The 18,462-nt window shown below is 33.3% G+C and carries 17 protein-coding genes and 1 pseudogene; 7 read left to right on the top strand and 11 right to left on the bottom strand.

Translation table 11 applies throughout. The features are described 5' to 3' along the window. Window positions 1-87: 87 nt before the first annotated feature. The 7 genes from EV142_RS23565 (at window position 88) to EV142_RS23535 (ending at window position 7,096) form a co-directional block, all read left to right on the top strand. Window positions 88-1,041 carry an acetyl-CoA carboxylase carboxyltransferase subunit alpha gene (locus tag EV142_RS23565; protein ID WP_132038316.1) on the top strand — a complete coding sequence of 318 codons (954 nt, stop codon included), beginning with the start codon at window positions 88-90 and terminating at the stop codon, window positions 1,039-1,041. 140 nt (window positions 1,042-1,181) lie between these two features. Further along, window positions 1,182-2,726 carry a replicative DNA helicase gene (gene dnaB / locus EV142_RS23560; protein ID WP_132038315.1) on the top strand — a complete coding sequence of 515 codons (1,545 nt, stop codon included), beginning with the start codon at window positions 1,182-1,184 and terminating at the stop codon, window positions 2,724-2,726. Between the two features lie 133 nt (window positions 2,727-2,859). Next, the gene (locus EV142_RS23555) at window positions 2,860-3,246 is read left to right on the top strand and encodes a hypothetical protein (protein WP_132038314.1); all 387 of its coding nucleotides are present in this window, start codon (window positions 2,860-2,862) and stop codon (window positions 3,244-3,246) included. A 183-nt stretch (window positions 3,247-3,429) separates the two neighbouring features. Then, window positions 3,430-3,885, top strand: a complete 456-nt coding sequence (locus EV142_RS23550) for a hypothetical protein (RefSeq protein ID WP_132038313.1) — start codon at window positions 3,430-3,432, stop codon at window positions 3,883-3,885. A gap of 49 nt (window positions 3,886-3,934) precedes the next feature. Beyond that, window positions 3,935-4,726 (top strand): sensor histidine kinase, encoded by a 792-nt coding sequence (locus tag EV142_RS23545; RefSeq protein WP_132038312.1) that lies wholly within the window; start codon window positions 3,935-3,937, stop codon window positions 4,724-4,726. Between the two features lie 113 nt (window positions 4,727-4,839). Continuing rightward, window positions 4,840-5,505 (top strand): response regulator transcription factor, encoded by a 666-nt coding sequence (locus tag EV142_RS23540; RefSeq protein ID WP_132038311.1) that lies wholly within the window; start codon window positions 4,840-4,842, stop codon window positions 5,503-5,505. Between the two features lie 331 nt (window positions 5,506-5,836). Further along, window positions 5,837-7,096, top strand: coding sequence for an asparagine synthetase B (locus tag EV142_RS23535; protein WP_132038310.1), 1,260 nt, complete (start codon window positions 5,837-5,839; stop codon window positions 7,094-7,096). A gap of 1 nt (window position 7,097) precedes the next feature. Here the strand turns inward: EV142_RS23535 and EV142_RS23530 are convergent, their stop codons facing one another. The 11 genes and pseudogenes from EV142_RS23530 to thrS form a co-directional block, all read right to left on the bottom strand. Continuing rightward, complete coding sequence (locus EV142_RS23530; RefSeq protein WP_132038309.1) at window positions 7,098-7,901, bottom strand: endonuclease/exonuclease/phosphatase family protein; 804 nt, start codon at window positions 7,899-7,901, stop codon at window positions 7,098-7,100. Between the two features lie 414 nt (window positions 7,902-8,315). Then, a pseudogene (locus tag EV142_RS23525) lies at window positions 8,316-8,983 on the bottom strand (response regulator). Between the two features lie 12 nt (window positions 8,984-8,995). After that, window positions 8,996-10,768, bottom strand: coding sequence for a tetratricopeptide repeat-containing sensor histidine kinase (locus EV142_RS23520; RefSeq protein ID WP_132038308.1), 1,773 nt, complete (start codon window positions 10,766-10,768; stop codon window positions 8,996-8,998). Further along, window positions 10,768-12,486, bottom strand: coding sequence for an ATP-binding protein (locus tag EV142_RS23515; protein ID WP_132038307.1), 1,719 nt, complete (start codon window positions 12,484-12,486; stop codon window positions 10,768-10,770). Before EV142_RS23515 ends, EV142_RS23520 begins: the two co-directional genes overlap by 1 nt. A gap of 167 nt (window positions 12,487-12,653) precedes the next feature. Next, window positions 12,654-13,088, bottom strand: coding sequence for a carboxymuconolactone decarboxylase family protein (locus EV142_RS23510; protein WP_132038306.1), 435 nt, complete (start codon window positions 13,086-13,088; stop codon window positions 12,654-12,656). Between the two features lie 79 nt (window positions 13,089-13,167). After that, window positions 13,168-13,740, bottom strand: a complete 573-nt coding sequence (locus EV142_RS23505; RefSeq protein ID WP_132038305.1) for a Crp/Fnr family transcriptional regulator — start codon at window positions 13,738-13,740, stop codon at window positions 13,168-13,170. Between the two features lie 45 nt (window positions 13,741-13,785). Then, window positions 13,786-14,610, bottom strand: coding sequence for a hypothetical protein (locus EV142_RS23500; protein WP_132038304.1), 825 nt, complete (start codon window positions 14,608-14,610; stop codon window positions 13,786-13,788). A 125-nt stretch (window positions 14,611-14,735) separates the two neighbouring features. Continuing rightward, entirely contained in the window at window positions 14,736-15,080 is a 345-nt protein-coding gene (gene rplT, locus EV142_RS23495) for a 50S ribosomal protein L20 (RefSeq protein WP_007810721.1), read from the bottom strand. Window positions 15,081-15,182: 102 nt separating this feature from the next. Next, entirely contained in the window at window positions 15,183-15,380 is a 198-nt protein-coding gene (rpmI, locus tag EV142_RS23490; protein WP_007810722.1) for a 50S ribosomal protein L35, read from the bottom strand. A 98-nt stretch (window positions 15,381-15,478) separates the two neighbouring features. Continuing rightward, window positions 15,479-16,030: a translation initiation factor IF-3 gene (gene infC, locus EV142_RS23485; protein WP_081491471.1), complete on the bottom strand. Its 552-nt coding sequence runs from the start codon at window positions 16,028-16,030 to the stop codon at window positions 15,479-15,481. A gap of 22 nt (window positions 16,031-16,052) precedes the next feature. Further along, window positions 16,053-17,999 carry a threonine--tRNA ligase gene (gene thrS, locus EV142_RS23480; RefSeq protein WP_132038303.1) on the bottom strand — a complete coding sequence of 649 codons (1,947 nt, stop codon included), beginning with the start codon at window positions 17,997-17,999 and terminating at the stop codon, window positions 16,053-16,055. Between the last annotated feature and the right edge of the window lie 463 nt (window positions 18,000-18,462).

Below are 18,462 nucleotides of genomic sequence, written 5' to 3'. Positions count from 1 at the left end.
TTTTATATATTAAACAACATTTAATTCTGCCAATGATATAATATTTTTATATTTGCGGTTCGATTTACAAACAAAATTCAAAAATCCATGGAATATTTAGATTTTGAGCTTCCAATAAAAGAACTTGAAGAACAATTAGAAAAGTGCGTGATAATTGGAAAAGAATCTGACGTTGATGTTACACCAACTTGTAAGGAAATCAACAAGAAATTAGAACAAACTAAGAAAGAAATATATAAAAACCTTACGGCCTGGCAACGTGTACAATTGTCAAGGCATCCGAACAGGCCTTATACGTTAGATTATATCAGGGCAATATGCGGTGATACTTTTTTAGAACTTCATGGAGACAGAGGTTTTAAAGACGATAAAGCAATGGTTGGTGGTTTAGGAAAAGTAAACGGCCAGTCTTTTATGATTGTGGGTCAGCAAAAAGGATACAATACCAAGACACGTCAATACCGTAATTTCGGTATGGCAAATCCTGAAGGATACCGCAAAGCCCTGCGTTTGATGAAAATGGCAGAGAAATTCGGTATTCCGGTTTTAACTTTAGTAGACACTCCGGGTGCTTATCCGGGTCTGGAAGCTGAAGAAAGAGGACAGGGAGAAGCTATTGCAAGAAATATTTTTGAAATGGTTCGATTAAAAGTGCCAATCATTACCATTATTGTTGGTGAAGGTGCTTCTGGAGGAGCTCTAGGAATAGGGGTAGGAGATAAAGTATATATGTTGGAAAATACATGGTACTCTGTAATCTCTCCGGAATCCTGTTCTTCTATTTTATGGAAAAGCTGGGAATACAAAGAACGTGCAGCGGATGCTTTAAAATTGACATCCTCTGACATGAAAAGACAAAAATTAGTAGATGATGTAATTCCGGAACCACTAGGAGGAGCGCACTATGATCGCGAAACTACTTTTAAGACCGTAGCAGAATATATCACTAAAGGTTATAATGAATTGAAAGACTTATCAACAGCCGACTTAATTGCCCAAAGAATGGACAAGTATAGTAAAATGGGTGAATATAAAGAGTAAATTCTTACAAATTATTTAAAAATCCGAAGCCCTACAGTTTCGGATTTTTTTTTGGTTATCAACAAAAAAAACATATTTATAAACAATTAATAGTTATAACTCGATAGCATTGTTTTTTTAAATTTTGCTACTTTCGCTATATGGAAAATTTCAAAAATGTAAATCCTGTAAAGGTAGATAAAACCACAATTATTAATTTAGAAAGAGGGAAATTACCACCGCAAGTACTTGATTTAGAAGAAGCTGTACTTGGGGCAATGATGATTGATAAAAAAGGGGTAGATGATGTAATTGATATTTTACAGGCCGATGCTTTTTATAAAGATGCTCACAAATTTATTTTTGAAGCGATCGTCCAGCTTTTTACAGAAACGCAGCCAATTGACTTGTTAACCGTTTCGACCCAGCTTAAAAAAAATGGAAAATTAGAACTGGCGGGAGGTGATTTTTATTTAATTCAGCTTACCCAAAAAATAGCGTCTTCCGCGCATATCGAATTTCACTCCCGTATTATTCTTCAAAAGTTTATTCAGAGAAGTTTGATTCGTATTTCAACTGAAATTATCGAAGACTCTTATGATGAAACAACAGACGTATTTGATTTGCTGGACAAAGCCGAATCAAAACTCTATGAGGTAACACAGGGAAATATTAAACGTAGTTCTGAAACTGCCCAGAGTTTAGTACTTCAGGCCAAAAAACGTATTGAAGAAATTGCAAAACAAGAAGGTCTGAGTGGTGTTGAAACCGGTTTTACCAACTTAGATAAGCTGACTTCCGGATGGCAGCCGAGTGATTTAATTATTATTGCGGCCAGACCGGCAATGGGAAAAACGGCGTTTGTACTTTCAATGGCCAGAAATATGGCTATTGATTTTGGACATCCGGTAGCATTGTTCTCTCTGGAGATGGCATCTGTTCAGTTAATCACAAGGTTAATTTCATCAGAAACCGGATTGTCATCAGAGAAATTACGTACAGGTAAATTAGAGCCTCATGAATGGGAGATGCTGAGTACCAAAGTTAAAAACTTAGAGAAAGCACCTTTATTTATTGATGACACGCCTTCGCTTTCTATTTTTGATTTAAGGGCAAAATGTCGTCGTTTGGTTTCACAACACGGTATTAAAATTATCATTGTCGATTATTTGCAATTGATGACTGCGGGAGGAAATAGTAAAGGAGGAGGAAACCGTGAGCAGGAAATTTCTACAATTTCCCGAAACTTAAAGGCTTTGGCAAAAGAGCTAAACGTACCGGTAATTGCACTTTCGCAGCTATCGCGTGCAGTTGAAACGCGTGGTTCCAGTAAACGTCCGTTGCTATCGGATCTTCGTGAATCCGGAGCTATTGAGCAGGATGCTGATATTGTTTCGTTCTTATACCGACCGGAATATTATAAAATTGATGAATGGGATGATGATGAGGCTTCGCCAACCACTGGCCAGGCGGAAATAATGATCGCGAAACACCGTAATGGTGGGATCGAAAACGTTCGATTGAAATTTATCGGACATCTTGGAAAATTTGATAACCTTGATGATTTTTCAGGTAATTATGACGATTTGCCTTCTAAAATGAATCACGAAGAAAATCCGTTTATAACTAAAAATCTCCCTTCGGCAAATGAAGCCTTTGGCAGTAACTTAAATGATGACGATGACGACAGTGATGTTCCGTTTTAAGAAATTGTAAAGCCTTATTTTAAGGCTTTTTTTTTATCTCTTATTGTGAATTTTCTTAATATAATTCTGTAGTTTAGCAATGCAGTTAATAAAATAATTGCATATTAACTTGTAACCAAAAACAAATTATATTATGTTAGAAAAAGAGAATTTAGGAAGTGTAGAAGTTCCTGTGGCGGAAGGTAAAGTATGGGCTGAAAAATACAGAAGAGCATCAGGTCTGGAGGAAGATGGCAAAAACAAAGTTGACGCCTATTTAATTCCGTTAGAAACCCTGAAACAAGTATTAGACCAGGATATTGATGCCGTACGTGCTTACAAAGGAATTAATAATGCAGGTCAGCAGGTTTTAATGTTTGTGGGTACAAAATTAGATGCTAAAACAGGAATCTACAAAGATGTATTCAAAACAGGAGCAACCGCCGCTAAAGATGGTGAAGCTGACGGTGGTGGTGTTGTGTATGATATGACGCAGCCATGTCCTCCAAACGGAGATCCTTCAAGTCCTATGAATCCTTAAAAAATGTATCAACTAATTGCAAATACAGGTTATTTCTTTTTAATACTTAACCTTATTTTATATATCACAGGCTTTTCCAAATTTGGAAAAGCCTATAAAATTTTTACCTGTTACCTGGCTTTATTGGTTACTGTGCAGCTTATTTGCGTCATTTTGCTTTATTGTAAAAAAGTAAATCTTTTCATGTCTCATTTTTACTTTGTCGGACAGTTAATATTATTGGCAATATTCTATTTTTTGCTGGTGAAAGATGTTGTAAAAAAGAAAATAATACTGATTGGAACTTCTGCAGGTTTATTGGTTTTAGCAATTCAGTATCTTTTTGACCCGGGTATGTTTTCTAAGTTTAACTTATTCGAAATTACGATCACTTCTTTACTGGTTGTGTTTTTTGCTCTTTTGCATTTATATGATATGCTGACGGATAAAAAAGAATATTACTTTATCACAGTCGGCATCATAATTTATTTACTGGCAAGCACAATTTTGTTTTTGGTTGGTAATTTAACAATCGGATTAAGTGAAAATCTGAAATTTCTAAGTTGGACATTAAATGCTGTTTTAGTTTTAATAAATCAGCTGTTTATTTTGTACGAATGGAAAAAAAGTTTTTATAAAAAAGCCGCTTTATTAGTTTAAAATTTTTTGTTTAATCGTTGCTGTTATAAAGTGAAATAAATAGGTTTATATGAGTATAAATTCAATTCCTGAAAAAGAGATTGTTGCTATAATATTATACACATCGCTTTTTTTTGTGGTTATGGCTATTGCATTGGTCGTATTTTTCTATTTTTCAAGAAAAAAAATCATTCAGCAAGAACTGGAAAAGAAAGATTTGGTATTACAGTATCAAAAGGAACAATTACATGCTGTTATTGTAACCCAGGAAGAAGAACGTAAACGTATTGCTCAGGATTTACATGATGATATCAGTTCTAAACTGAATATTGTATCCTTAAACAGTCATTTACTAACTGCTCCTAATCTGACTGAAAAAGAGACTTTTGAGATTACAGAAAATATTATAAATCTAACAACTAAAGCTTTAGAGAATTCCAGAAAAATTGCTCATAATTTATTACCGCCTGTCTTTGAAAAATTTGGACTAAACGCTGCTGTTGAAGAACTCTGTGAAGAGTTTGAAAGTTCGAAAGCGGTAAAGGTGTATTATAAAAACGAAGTTGATTTTAATGACAAAGAAACAGATCGCCATTTGCATGTTTTCAGAATCTTGCAGGAACTAATGAATAATTCCATGAGACATGGAAAAGCCACTGAAATCTGGATTGCTTTCAGCAAGGATGATCAGATGAACATCTGCAATTATGAAGATAACGGACTAGGTTTCGATATCGAAAAATCAGGAAACCAAAAGGGACTTGGTATGAAAAATATAGACAGCCGCGTATCTTTTCTGAACGGAACCATTAAAATAAATTCTCAATTAGACAATGGTATTGCTGTAATGTTTACTTTTTAAGGTGTGATTTAAAATAAAAGTCAAATTTTTACTAATAAACAAGGATATTTTTCTTTTTTTTCAAAGCATATTTTGTAATTTCGGCAGACTAAACGACCAAAACCAAATAAAAAATGAGCGGCGCTATTAAAATTGCCTTAGTCGATGACGAAGTTTTATTTCGGAAAGGAATTTCTTTTTTATTGCAAAGAGAAGATAATATCGAAATTATTTTTGAAGCTTCAAACGGAGAAGACCTTATTTCCCGCCTCGAAGACAATGAAATAAAACCGGATATTATTATCATGGATTTAAAGATGCCTGTCCTGAATGGAGTGGAAGCCACAAAAATTATTCGGAAAGCCTATCCGGATATAAAAATAATAGCCCTGACGAGTTACGATACAAAATCGTTCGTTGCTAATATGATTCAGGTTGGAGCTGTCGCTTACCTAATAAAAAATACGACTCCAAAAGATTTAATCCATACTATTAATGAAGTATCCCGAAAAGGGTTTTATTACAGTCAGACTGTTTTAAAAACAATCCAGGATACCATTATTTCCTCAAAAAATAATAAGTGTAACTTAGAAACCGGGTTTCTGTCACCGCGTGAAATAGAAATTCTTCAGCTTATTTGTCAGCAAAAAACAACTTCTGAAATTGCTGATCAGCTTTTTTTAAGTCCAAGGACTGTCGAAGGCCACCGAAATAATCTATTATTAAAAACAGAGTCCAGGAATATTGCCGGATTGGTCGTTTATGCAATTCAAAATGAAATTGCAGTTTTAACCATTTAAATTCAACTTGCCAGAAATTGAATCGATAAAACATAATACACTATTATAGTTAAGACAAGTAAGCAAATACCTATTTTCTGTATTACATTTAATCCCTTTGGTTCATTGTTGCCATCATTGGGTTTCATGATTAAATTTTTCATTGATTTATATAATTGGTTATTAGTTCACAAATTTAATTAGAAAGTGTAGTTGAAATACAGGTGTTTTTACGTGATTTTGCACATTCTTCTGACAAATTTTCCTATTTTACTAACACGGCCTTAATAAAACAGGTATGCAGTTGCATTTTTTACTCCTTCCTTTATATCTTTACTAAAATAATTTTCTGATGAATAAAGGATTGGTTTATATTTTCATACTTCTATTTTCATTAACTGCCAAAGCTTCTTTCCTATTAGTGCCAATGGATGAAACTACACAACAGAATCATCTCAAAGCTTATGGAATTACCTATTGGTGTTTAAGTAAAGATTACAAAGCCAGCTGGCTGCTGAATTACCGCGGAGGTTCATTTTTATTGCCTGATGTAGAGGAAATTAGAAAGGAATGTAAAATCAGGGGAGTTAGTTTTGAAATAATTTCAGATAGTGAAGAAGCTTCTATCTTAAATGATATTTCGAGCCCTTCTCAGAATATGGAATCCGTAGTTCTTGAAAAAGCACCCAAAATTGCCGTTTATACACCAAAAGGAAAACAACCCTGGGATGATGCCGTAACGCTGGTTTTAACGTATGCTGAAATACCTTTCGCCCCAATTTATGATGAAGAAGTTCTGAGTGATCAGTTACTGCTTTACGATTGGCTGCATTTGCATCACGAAGATTTTACGGGCCAGTATGGGAAATTTTATTCCGCTTATAAAAATACGCCCTGGTATATTGACCAAAAAAAGGACGCTGAAGCACTGGCCGCTAAATTAGGCTACGCCAAAGTATCACAGGAGAAAGGTGCGGTTGCAAAAAAAATCAGGGATTTTGTCGTAGGCGGAGGATTCATGTTTGCAATGTGTTCGGCAACGGATAGTTTTGATATTGCACTCGCTGCAGATGGAGTTGATATTTGCGAAGCCATGTTTGATGGAGATGCGAGTGAATCCAATTATCAGTCCAAATTAAATTATGCCAATTCTTTTGCGTTTAAAAATTTCACTTTAGAAAGAAAACCTGAAGTATATGAGTTTTCAGATATTGATATGACTTCAAAACGAAAAATTCAAATGGAAAAAGATTATTTTTCTTTAATGGAATTTTCTGCAAAATGGGATCCAATTCCAAGTATGTTGTGTCAAAATCATACCCAGCTGGTAAAAGGTTTTATGGGACAAACGACCTCTTTTGATTCGGCTTTAATAAAATCCAATGTTTTGGTAATGGGCGTTTGTGAACTTAACGGGGAGTCCAGATACATTCATGGAGAAAAAGGAAAAGGTATGTTTACCTTTTTCGGAGGTCATGATCCCGAAGATTTTCAACATCAGGTAGGAGATCCTCCAACCGTTTTAGATTTGCATCCAAATTCTCCGGGTTACAGGTTAATTCTGAATAATGTATTGTTTCCCGCAGCAAAAAAGAAAAAGCTTAAAACGTAGTTTATCGGATTGAAAATTCAAACCACATAGGAATATGGTCCGATATTTTGCGGGCTTCTTTCAGGGAAGCAAACTTTTTATAGAACGGAATTATGCCGGAATTAAGGTTAGATAAAGAATTTGTTCGATAAAAGATATTATCAAATTCTGAGGCTAAACAATTTTCAGCTATACATTTTTGTTTTAAAGTTGTTTTTTGATTTTGAAAAACGGTAGTATAACCCATTTTTTTCAACGGATTAAAAACGGTATGCGATTGCGGACAATTGTAATCACCAATAAAAACCAAATTTAAAGCGGGGTATTCCTGTGGCAGAAATTTAAAATACTTTATTTCTGTTTCAGGTTGTTTGCTTTTTGTAATCGCATGAAAAGTAACTAAGGTGATTGTTTTTTTACCAATTTCAAAACTTGCAAAATAAGGTTCGCGATCAATTTCGAGCGTATATTTCTTTTCCAGCCAGGGATTTCCCTTCAGTCGTGCTTTATTGGTTTTCCAGATAAAGGCATAACGTTCTTTTTTATAACTGCTGCCACTGGTAGGATCACTTACACGATAATCCCATTTGGAACCTTTTTCATTTAAAATTTCAACAAGTTTTGCTACCGCCTGAGCGCCGCCATGACCTGCTACAACTTCCTGAATGGTTATAATATCATACTCGCAAAGGGTGCCTGCGATAAAGTTTAATTGAGCTTCTGTTTTTGATTTTCCAAAATTCTCTAAGTTCCAGGACAGGACTTTTACCTGGGAAAAAGACTGAAAAGTAAGGAATAGTATTAAAAGACTTAGAATATTTTTCATGCAGTATTTAAAGGATCAAATATAAGCATTTCAAAATTTGCTGCTTCTTCTTGCGAACAAATGGTTTTTTTAACCAGTACTTTAATGTTTCTTATATCTGTTTTTTAAGGCCGTTGTTATAATTATTATTTGTAAAACTAAAAGTGCAGGGATAAAAATAATATTCCAGTCTACCTCTATCCATCCTGTTTTCTCTGATACAAAAGCAAAAGAAATTGAAAGAAAAAGACAGAGTAACATAGCTTTGATGACAATTTTATTTTTAGGCGTATTAATTCTGGACAAAAATTTCCGGCTTTTATTGTTCTCTAAATTAATTCTGGATTTTGGTTTCATTGATGTTTTAATAGATTCTACACAAATTTAAAGTTATAAAAGCTGATTTCCTTACGGAAAACCGTAAGGGGACTAAAACTAAATCAATCCAAAATCCTTTGCAATAGCAATTAAATGAACATTGTTATTGGCTTTAAAATATATTTTTAGTTTATTGATTCTTTTTTCAATACTGCTTGTCCCGTTTGGAGTTATTGAAATGACTTTAAATTCGTTTGAGATGTTTTCTAAAGTATAACCCTTAGCCAAAAGGTTTAAGATAGAGATATCGTAAGATTCAATTTCAATTAAAGCCTTGTCATTAAAAATAAGTGATAAGTCAGAGGATACTATTCTTTCTTCATTTCTAAAAGTTTTCTCAATTGCGGTTTTGAGTTCATCAATACTATTGCGTCCTTTAGTTACGTAGGCATTGATTTTTAAATCATCAAAAGAGATTTTATACGATACGATTTATCTTCTATCGAAAATATAATCTTTTTTAGGGAAGGCTGTACCTTATTTACGGCCCCTATGAGTTCTTCACCCGAAGAAAGCTTTGTTTTTCTGTGATCCGACTTAAATGACAAATCGCTTATTAGTAAGTCATAAGGACTGTTCTCGGTCATTCCTTTTTTTATTTTTAATAACGCATCATCACAATACTTTACATGATCAATTACGGGAATGTTCAGATCTTCAAGAACCTGAATAATTCCTATGCTTATACTATCTAAATCTTCTGCAACTAAAACCTTTTTGAACATACTACTGTTTTTTTATATAGAAAAAGAAAAACTTAATTTAAATCCACTTTGGGAATAAGTGCCAAAATTAATCGTTCCGTTGATAGTTTTTATACGGCTTTCCACATTTTGTAGTCCATTTTTTAAAATAAATGTATTTTTTGTAATCCCAACGCCATTATCAGTGTAATTTACGGATAATTTTTTATTATTTATTTTAAAAGTGATGCTGGCCAAAGTAGCTTCACTATGCGTTTTCATGTTGGCAAATAACTCCTGAATTATTCTGTAAAGAATTATTTTTTTGCTCTTATCAACTTTGTTCCAGTCAATTGTATCCAGACCATTCAGTAAAATATTTACATTCGGAGTTTTAAATCCGGCTATCATTTCTTTTAAAATAAAAACATAATTTTCATCTGTTATAATATAACTGTTCTCTTTTGAAATATTTCTGGTGCGTGAATATATAATTTCTAAATTGTTTAGTAATTGTTCTTTATTTTCGCTTTTTTCGAGATTTTCGTTCTTTACAAAAGTAATAGTATTGTAAATATTGTTTGAAAGTTCACTTTTTAGTTTCTCTGAAATTCGTATTTCACTGTTGTAAATGGCTTCATTCTTTTCTCTTCTTCCTTTTAGCAGGAGATGCAAAGAGAGAAATGATATAAAGATCAGAATGCAGAAAATAATGATATAAGATATTATATTTCGGTTTTTTTGTCGTTCCAGTTGTAATTGGTTTTCTGCCTGTTGCATTTTTAACTGTAGATTTTCCGCCTTGTCCAGTTCTGAATCGTATTTAATCTGGGCAAACGAATTTTTTGCTTTCAGCCTGACTTCTTTAATACTATCAATAAGATGAATGTATTCGAGAGCGTATTTTTTCAGATCTTTTCCGGTACTGCATTTTACTAATATGTTTAAAAAATTTGCTCTTTTTGTAGGGAAATGGTTTTTACGGGATATTTCGTAAGCTATTTTTGCATGTTGATTAGCAAGCTCAGGATGGTTTTTTAGATAATAGAGTGAGATAAATCTGTGATTGAACATTATACCTTCCTGATCATTTATTTGAAGGTTAATTTTCAAGCTTTCATTAAAACACTGTAATGCCTTAAGATTATTAGTTTTATAGTAGCAATACCCCAGATCATTCAACGCTATTGCATGATTTCTTTTGCTGAAATCTAAATTGTTTTTATCTATGTATTTTTTTTTAACCAACGGCAAATATATTTTTATGGCTTCATCGTATTTTTCCTGATTACCGTAAATACCTGCTATATTACTTAAAGTCTGATTCTTTTTTAAAGTAGAAATAGTGTGCTCTAATGCTTTTTTGTGGTATAGGACCGCATTTTTAAAATCGTAAGTATTGTTATAATTATTAGCCATTATAGTGTATACATACCATTTAAATCGGGGTCTAGTTGTTTTGCTTAAATAAGGCATGGTTTTAGTCAGCAGGTACTCACTTTTGATGAAGTCTCCTTCAAGCTGTACCATTTCAGCCATACAGGCTAAAGAATAAACATACTCATCAGGATTTTTTTTGGGTTCAATAATTGCCAGAGCTTTATTAAAGTACTTGTAAGCACTGTCTCTTTTATTATTGTCAAATAAAGCATCTGCAGCATCCATGATTTTTTTAATTTCAGCAGTATGATTTTTTTCCTTAGGTTTAATATGATTATCTCTTCTGCAGGAATGAACAGAAGAAATAATCAATAACAGTATAACTATCTTGACCGGAAAGTATTTGACAGAGGTTTTTTTTAGAAAAAGATTTATATATTTTTTCATTATTGCAACGGAAATTTAATAAAGATTTTAAAGCCTTTTCCTGGATTTGATTCAATATCAATACTTCCCTTTATCGCAAAAATTCGATTTTCTACATTATGAAGTCCATTCTTCAGTACTATTTTGTTAAGATCAATACCCTGTCCATTATCAGTATAATTAATTTGGATGTTAGTATTGATTTTTTTGAAAGTAATTACCACTAATGTTGCCTTACTGTGCTTTTTCATGTTTACAAGTAATTCCTGTATTGTTCTGTAAATCGTTATTTTTTTTGTTTTTTCGATTTCATCCCATGCGATTGTGTCTAAATCATTTACTAAAAGATTAATATTCGTGGTGTAGAATCCCGAAATCATTTGTTTTAATGAAGTTTTATAATCTTCTTCAGTATTGATTGGGCATTTTTCCTTTGAGATGTCACTGGTTCGGGAATAGATAGTATCCAGATTATCTAATAATTGCTTTTTGTTTTCCGGTATTGAGAGGTCTTTATTTTCAGCAAAAACCATGGCATGATACACATCATTAGCGAGTTCATCATGTAATTTTTTCGAAATTCTGGTTTCACTATGATAAGTTGCTTTTAGTTTTTCGCGATTTGCTCTTGAAATTAGATAAAAATACAGAATAATAATGAAGACCAAAGCCAGCAAAATGATAACATAAGAGATTATATTCCGCGTTTCTTGTCTTGCTAACTGCAGTTCGTTTTTGATTTTTTGAGACTTTAATTTTAAGTTCTCTTCTTTTTCTTTTCTCGAATCATATTTAATCTTTGCAAATAGATTTTTTGCTTTTTGCTTTATTTCAAAAATACTATCAGTTAATTGAACATAGGTAATTGAATTTTTTTTTAATTCTGTATCGGAATTGTTTTTGATAAGAAGCGCAAGAGTCCTTAATTGATTGTCAATGCAATTGGTAATCGTATATTTATCGTAACTCAAATTAGCATATTTCGTAGATAAAGCCGGATTGTATTTTTGATAATACTCCGCAAGATAATAGTAGGTTTTGCCTAATTCAGAATCATTTTTCAGTTCAGATTTTATGTCTAAACTTTTGGTGTAGAATGACAAGGCCACCCTGTTTTCGAGTCTAAAATAGCAAAAGCCTGTCTTGTCCAGTATTTTAGAGTAAGTTTCCGGATTCTCCTGAATGTTTTTATTTATACTTAAAGCAAGTAATATTTGTAATGCTTCACTGTATTTTTTCTGTTTTATAAAAACAGAGGCAATATAATTTTTTGTTTTTAGTTTTCTGGTCTCATCTGTTTTTAAAGCTAATGCCTTATTAAAGTAGTAAAGGGCATTGTCATAATTGTAGATATTGGTATTGTTAGTGCCCAGAATAGTATAGATTTTCCAGTCGGCTGAATCTTCTATGTAATTTAAAAACGGCAAAGCTTCCTTGACAGTAGTCTCACTGCCAATAAAGTCATATTGATCTTGCTGTATCTCTGCCATATTGGACAGGCAATGAACATAAGCATCGGTGTTATTTTCGGGATTACAATTTATTTTGGCTTTATTGTAATAATAAAAAGCGCTGTCAAATTGTTTGTTGGTATTAAATTTATCAGCAGTTACAATAAGCTTTTGAATTTCTGTTTTGCTTTTTGTTTCTTTTGGAATGAGAATAGTTTTCTTTTGACAAGAAGAAAAGACAGTGAGAGTGAAAAATATGTAAAGGTAAATTAGTCTTTTTGGTATCATTGCGCCAAAAATAGAAAATTCTATAAAATGGGAGCACGTATAAATACGGTATTTTAGATATTCATTAAAATAAAAATGATGAAATTCTCATATACAGCTATATACAAATAAACCCTCGAAGTTGAGGGTTTGTATTTGTAATTTTTTTGTAAAACTTATCTTTAAAATTATACGGCTCTCATTCCCGTAGCAATTCCAATTCTGTTCCAGGCATTGATGGTAATGATCATCATAATTATTTCCGCAAGGGATTTTTCATCAAAATATTGGGCTGCATTGGCATATGTTTCTTCAGAGACATGGTGGCTAATTAAGGTCACCTCTTCAGTCAATGCCAAAATTGCTTTTTCTTCTTGTGTGTAGATATCAGCTTCACGCCAGGCACTTAATAAATAAATGCGTTGTTCACTTACGCCTAATTTTCGGGCATCTGCAGTATGCATGTTAATACAATAGGCACACCCATTTACTTGCGATGCTCTAATTTTAATGAGTTCCTTATGAACAGGATTTAATGATGTTGAAGCAATGTATTTTTCTAAACTTAACATGGCCTGATAGGCTTCAGGGGCTACTTTCGGGATAACGATTCTTGGTTTCATTGTACTTGTTTTTTAAAGTTTGATACAAAGTTCAGCTATATCTGCTTTCCAAAACTTGAACTACTTCAAGAAATTCCGATTAGATTTTTCCAGCCCTTATTTTACTCATAAACTCAGCCGAAAAATCTAAATAGGAGGCAAGCATGTACTGAGGAACACGTTGTACAAATTCAGGAAACAGGTTATTAATATGATGGTACCTTTCTTCTGCAGACATTGTAAACAAAAACTTAATCCTCATTTGCGCTGCCCCAAATGATTTTTGTGAAACAATTCTAAAGTACCGTTCCAGATTTGGAATCTGAATAAGAATAGACTCAAGGGTTGGTTTTTCGATAGCAATAACCTCGCAGTTTTCTACCGCCTGAATATAAAAATGGGAGGGAGTGTGGTTATGATAACTGAGGTAGTCTGTAATCCACCAATTTTCTATGCCAAATTGAAGTGTTTGTTCGGTTCCTTTTGAATTAATGATATATTGCCTCATGCAGCCTTTTACAATAAAGTAGAGCGTATTGCAGATTTGACCTTCCTGTAATACATGTTCCTTCTTTTTGATTTTAGACAAACTTAAACACGACTCCAAAGTATCAATCTCTGAAGGTTCCAGAGTTATGAATTTTTCTATATGATCGAAAAGTGATTGGTGCATAAAGTGGAATTGCTGCTTTGCAAATGTACTTTTAAATTCAGAAGGTTACATAATTTCATTATAGAAATTAATCTTAAAGGAGCTGTTTACTTTTACACCGCTCGAGATAGCAGCTTTCCATTTTGCATTTTTAATGAAATGAATAAGTTGATTAACTATATCATTATAAAATTTTTGATTTTGCGGATTTTCAAATTCAAGGTTTATCTTGATATCAGAGACTTTATCATCGCGATTTATTGTAAACAGAGTTTTTGCTATAAAATCTCTTTTATCTGTTAGGCGTATAAAACCAACGGGAAATTTGAAATTAGAAAAAAAATCTTTTTTAATTTGAATTTTCTGATCAAGGAAATCTGCAGCTTTTGGATATATCATACAGTAGGCATCTACTTCATTCGGGTAGTCAAAAACATCATTTATTCTGCTTACTACATATAAGCTGTCAGCTGTTTGTTCTATTTTCTTTATGAAATTATTACCGTATTTTACATTTAGTAATTCATTGGATGCTTTGTAATAGCAATTTGTAATTAATGAATATTTTTCATTATTAGTTTCCATCCAAAAGGATGATATCTCGATTTCTTGTGATGCTAAGAACTGGATTCCTTTTTTCTTGAGCAATTCATTTAAAAACGGAAAATGTCTTTTATAATTTATATCAAGATATCCTTCGGGTTCGATATAATAAAACACTTCTTTTGATTTGAAATCTGTTTTGGCTCTATCAATTTCAGCCGCACAATTTAAATCTCGTTTGTCAATTATTCCAATTATTGAACTGATAGCATTTTTTTCATGCTTTTGTTCTTGTGCTTTTATAGCCAAACAGTGTATTATAAATAAAATAAGAAATGATTCTTTCATATTGCAAAGTTATCTTTATCTCATTAAATTAATGTAAAAAATAGCTGTAAAAACAAAAAACCATTCGCGTTAACGAATGGTTTTTCTATGATAAGTAAGTAATCTAAATTGAGTTTATAAAACGTTTATTTTACTTTATTAAGTATTGCTTTGAAAGCTTCAGGGTGGTTCATCGCTAAATCTGCAAGAACTTTACGGTTCAATTCGATTCCGTTAGCTTTAACTTTACCCATGAATTGAGAATAAGACATTCCTTCTAATCTGGCTCCAGCGTTGATACGTTGAATCCATAAAGCACGGAAATTTCTTTTGTTTTGTTTTCTATCGCGGTAAGCGTAGCACATTGCTTTCTCTACTGCATTCTTCGCAACTGTCCAAACGTTTTTACGTCTACCAAAGAAACCTTTGGCTTGCTTCATTATTTTTTTTCTTCTTGCTCTTTTAGCAACTGAATTTACCGATCTTGGCATAATTTTAATGTGTTTTTGTAGCAGGCGTCCTGAATTAAATCAAAGGAACTTAAAAGCCATACTCCAAGGTTATATTTAAATGATTTTTAACCTAAAGAATTATTAGATAATTCTTAATTGTTGTTTGATGCTTTTCATATCTGTAGAGTGAACTAGCGCTGAGTGTGTCAAAGCTAATTTACGTTTTTTAGATTTTTTAGTCAAGATGTGACTTTTAAAAGCATGCTTTCTTTTAATCTTTCCAGAACCAGTAACTTTGAAACGTTTCTTGGCGCTAGATTTTGTTTTCATTTTAGGCATTTTTCCTAGTGTTTTAATTTATTCTTACTTACTTATATTTTTGTTTCAAGTTTAATGTTTCAAGTTCACAACTGAACACTGAGACTTAAAACTGAACACTATTTCTTTTTCTTCGGAGCAATGAACATAATCATTCTCTTTCCTTCTAAAACAGGCATAGCTTCTACTTTACCATGCTCTTCTAAATCAGTTGCCAAACGTAATAATAAAATCTGACCCTGATCTTTATAGATGATAGAACGCCCTTTAAAGAAAACGAAGGCTTTTAGTTTAGCACCTTCTTTCAGGAACTTCTCAGCATTCTTTCTTTTAAATTCGTAATCATGCTCATCCGTTTGAGGACCAAATCTAATTTCCTTTACGACAACTTGCGTTGACTTAGCTTTTAATACCTTATCACGTTTCTTTTGTTCGTAAACAAATTTCTTGTAATCCATGATTTTACAAACCGGCGGCTCAGCGTTTGGTGAAATCTCAACCAAATCCAATTCAAATTGATCCGCTAAACGTAAAGCCTCTGCAAGTTTAAATACACCTGGTTCGATGTTTTCGCCTACTAGTCTTACTTCTTGTACACCACGAATAAGGTTATTTATTCTGTGTGCATCTTTTTTTTCTACTCGAGGTTGGTAACCTCTGTTGCTTCTTATTGCTATGACTTTATAATTTAAGTTAAACTGTAAAAACTTTTAATGTCTTTTTTATTTCTTCGTTTACAATAGCGACAAATTCCTCAATTGTAACTGTAATATTCCCTTTTCCTTCCTGACCGTGACGACGAATTGAAATTGTTCCGTTCTTCTCTTCTTCCTCACCTACAATAAGCATAAACGGTATTTTCTGCATCTCTGCATCTCTAATTTTCTTACCAATAGTCTCGCTTCTGTTGTCAATTAGGGCGCGAATTTCGTGATTTTCTAGCAAATCTAAAACTTTTTTAGCATATATTTCATATTTCTCGCTCAAAGACAAGATTATAGCCTGTTCCGGCATTAGCCAAAGTGGGAAATTTCCTGCAGTGTGTTCCAGTAAAATTGCGATAAAACGTTCCATTGATCCAAAAGGAGCTCTGTGAATCATTACTGGTCTGTGTAATTCGTTATCAGCACCTTTGTAAGTCAATTCAAAACGCTCAGGAAGGTTGTAGTCAACCTGAATTGTTCCTAATTGCCATTGTCTGCCTAAAGCATCTTTTACCATAAAGTCAAGCTTCGGGCCATAAAAAGCAGCTTCGCCATATTCTACAACAGTATTCAGTCCTTTATCGGCAGCAGCATTGATAATGGCATTTTCGGCTTTCTCCCAATTTTCGTCTGTACCAATATATTTGTCTCTGTTTTCTTTATCTCGCAACGAAATTTGAGCAGTAAAGTTTTCAAAACCTAACGATCCGAATACATATAGTACTAAATCAATTACTTTTTTAAACTCTTCATCCAATTGCTCCGGAGTACAAAAAATATGCGCATCATCCTGAGTAAATCCTCTAACACGAGTTAAGCCGTGCAATTCACCGGATTGCTCATATCTGTAAACAGTACCAAATTCAGCATAACGCTTAGGTAAATCTTTATAGGACCATGGTCTTACATTATAGATCTCACAGTGGTGAGGACAGTTCATCGGTTTCAATAAAAACTCTTCACCTTCGGCCGGAGTATTGATGGGTTGAAAACTATCTGCACCGTATTTTGCATAGTGACCGGAAGTTACATAAAGTTCTTTCTGTCCAATATGTGGAGTAACCACTTGCTCGTATCCCGCTTTCTTTTGGGCTTTCTTTAAAAATTGCTCTAAACGATCTCTAAGTGCAGCACCTTTAGGTAACCATAAAGGTAAACCAGCGCCAACTTTCTGAGAGAAAGCAAACAATTCTAATTCTTTTCCAAGTTTACGGTGATCACGACGTTTAGCTTCCTCAAGAAGTTCAAGATATTCAGTTAAATCCTTTTGCTTAGGGAAAGAAGTTCCGTAAACACGAGTCAGCTGTTTGTTTTTCTCGTCACCTCTCCAATAAGCACCGGCAACGCTCATGATTTTAAAGGCTTTTATGATCCCGGTATTCGGAATATGTCCACCTCTGCATAAATCAGTAAAAGTAGCATGATCACAAAATGTGATTGTTCCGTCTTCAAGATTCGAAATCAATTCAGTCTTGTAAACGTTGTCTTTATATAGCTCTAATGCATCTGCCTTGCTAACAGGGCGCATTTTGAATTCATGTTTCCCTCTCGAAATTTCAAGAACGCGATCTTCAATCTTTTTAAAATCAGCATCAGTGATTTTTTGATCTTCAAAATCAACATCATAGTAGAAACCATTAGAAATTGCAGGTCCAAGCGTTAATTTAATTCCCGGATACAATTCCTCAAGGGCTTGTGCCATAACGTGCGAAGTCGAGTGCCAGAAAGCTTTTTTGCCTTCAGCATCATTCCAGGTATATAATATAAGACTACCGTCGGTCGTCAATGGAGTTTCGGTTTCAATTGTTGTACCATTAAAAGATGCAGAAATCACGTTTCTGGCAAATCCTTCGCTAATGCTTTTCGCAACCTCCATCGGAGTTACGCCTGAAGCAAACTCTCTAATTGACCCGTCGGGTAAAGTAATCTTAATCATTGTTTTTAATTTTGTGAATGCAAATATAACGCATTACAAAAATACATACAATACATATCGGCATGTTTATACTATAATATGTAAGAAGAATGTGAATTGTAATAATGTAGGCCGTTTTGTCCTAATATAGTAAGGGTAAAATTCTCCTATATATAAGGTAAGATTTCGGTTCTACACCCCGACAGGTTTTGAAAACCTGTCGGGTTTGTTTTTACGTATTGCAAGAAGGGTATTGGAATTTGGAATTTAGTTATTTGGAATTTAGGTTTAAGAAACATCGAGGCTAGGGGGTGGTTTGAAAAGAGGTATGCTATATATAAGTATTAAAGAATAAACTTTGCGCCTTTGCGTGAGCTAAGACTTTAAAGGCGCCTTTTTAAGGGGCTCCGTAACAATACATAAAAACAAACCCGACAGGTTTTCAAAACCTGTCGGGGTGTAGAACCGAAATCTTACCTTATAT

This window comes from Flavobacterium circumlabens (genome assembly GCF_004345565.1).
Lineage (GTDB): Bacteria > Bacteroidota > Bacteroidia > Flavobacteriales > Flavobacteriaceae > Flavobacterium > Flavobacterium circumlabens.
This window is presented reverse-complemented; position numbering and strand designations above follow the sequence as displayed.

Coding starts and splice junctions, on each gene's coding strand:
- EV142_RS23510 (WP_132038306.1), bottom strand. CDS start 13,088: ATGAAACCAAGAATCGTTATCCCGAAAGTAGCCCCTGAAGCCTATCAG.
- EV142_RS23535 (WP_132038310.1), top strand. CDS start 5,837: ATGAATAAAGGATTGGTTTATATTTTCATACTTCTATTTTCATTAACT.
- EV142_RS23565 (WP_132038316.1), top strand. CDS start 88: ATGGAATATTTAGATTTTGAGCTTCCAATAAAAGAACTTGAAGAACAA.
- EV142_RS23500 (WP_132038304.1), bottom strand. CDS start 14,610: ATGAAAGAATCATTTCTTATTTTATTTATAATACACTGTTTGGCTATA.
- EV142_RS23505 (WP_132038305.1), bottom strand. CDS start 13,740: ATGCACCAATCACTTTTCGATCATATAGAAAAATTCATAACTCTGGAA.
- EV142_RS23555 (WP_132038314.1), top strand. CDS start 2,860: ATGTTAGAAAAAGAGAATTTAGGAAGTGTAGAAGTTCCTGTGGCGGAA.
- EV142_RS23540 (WP_132038311.1), top strand. CDS start 4,840: ATGAGCGGCGCTATTAAAATTGCCTTAGTCGATGACGAAGTTTTATTT.
- EV142_RS23530 (WP_132038309.1), bottom strand. CDS start 7,901: ATGAAAAATATTCTAAGTCTTTTAATACTATTCCTTACTTTTCAGTCT.
- EV142_RS23550 (WP_132038313.1), top strand. CDS start 3,430: ATGTCTCATTTTTACTTTGTCGGACAGTTAATATTATTGGCAATATTC.
- EV142_RS23545 (WP_132038312.1), top strand. CDS start 3,935: ATGAGTATAAATTCAATTCCTGAAAAAGAGATTGTTGCTATAATATTA.
- rpmI (WP_007810722.1), bottom strand. CDS start 15,380: ATGCCTAAAATGAAAACAAAATCTAGCGCCAAGAAACGTTTCAAAGTT.
- thrS (WP_132038303.1), bottom strand. CDS start 17,999: ATGATTAAGATTACTTTACCCGACGGGTCAATTAGAGAGTTTGCTTCA.
- dnaB (WP_132038315.1), top strand. CDS start 1,182: ATGGAAAATTTCAAAAATGTAAATCCTGTAAAGGTAGATAAAACCACA.
- rplT (WP_007810721.1), bottom strand. CDS start 15,080: ATGCCAAGATCGGTAAATTCAGTTGCTAAAAGAGCAAGAAGAAAAAAA.
- EV142_RS23515 (WP_132038307.1), bottom strand. CDS start 12,486: ATGATACCAAAAAGACTAATTTACCTTTACATATTTTTCACTCTCACT.
- EV142_RS23520 (WP_132038308.1), bottom strand. CDS start 10,768: ATGAAAAAATATATAAATCTTTTTCTAAAAAAAACCTCTGTCAAATAC.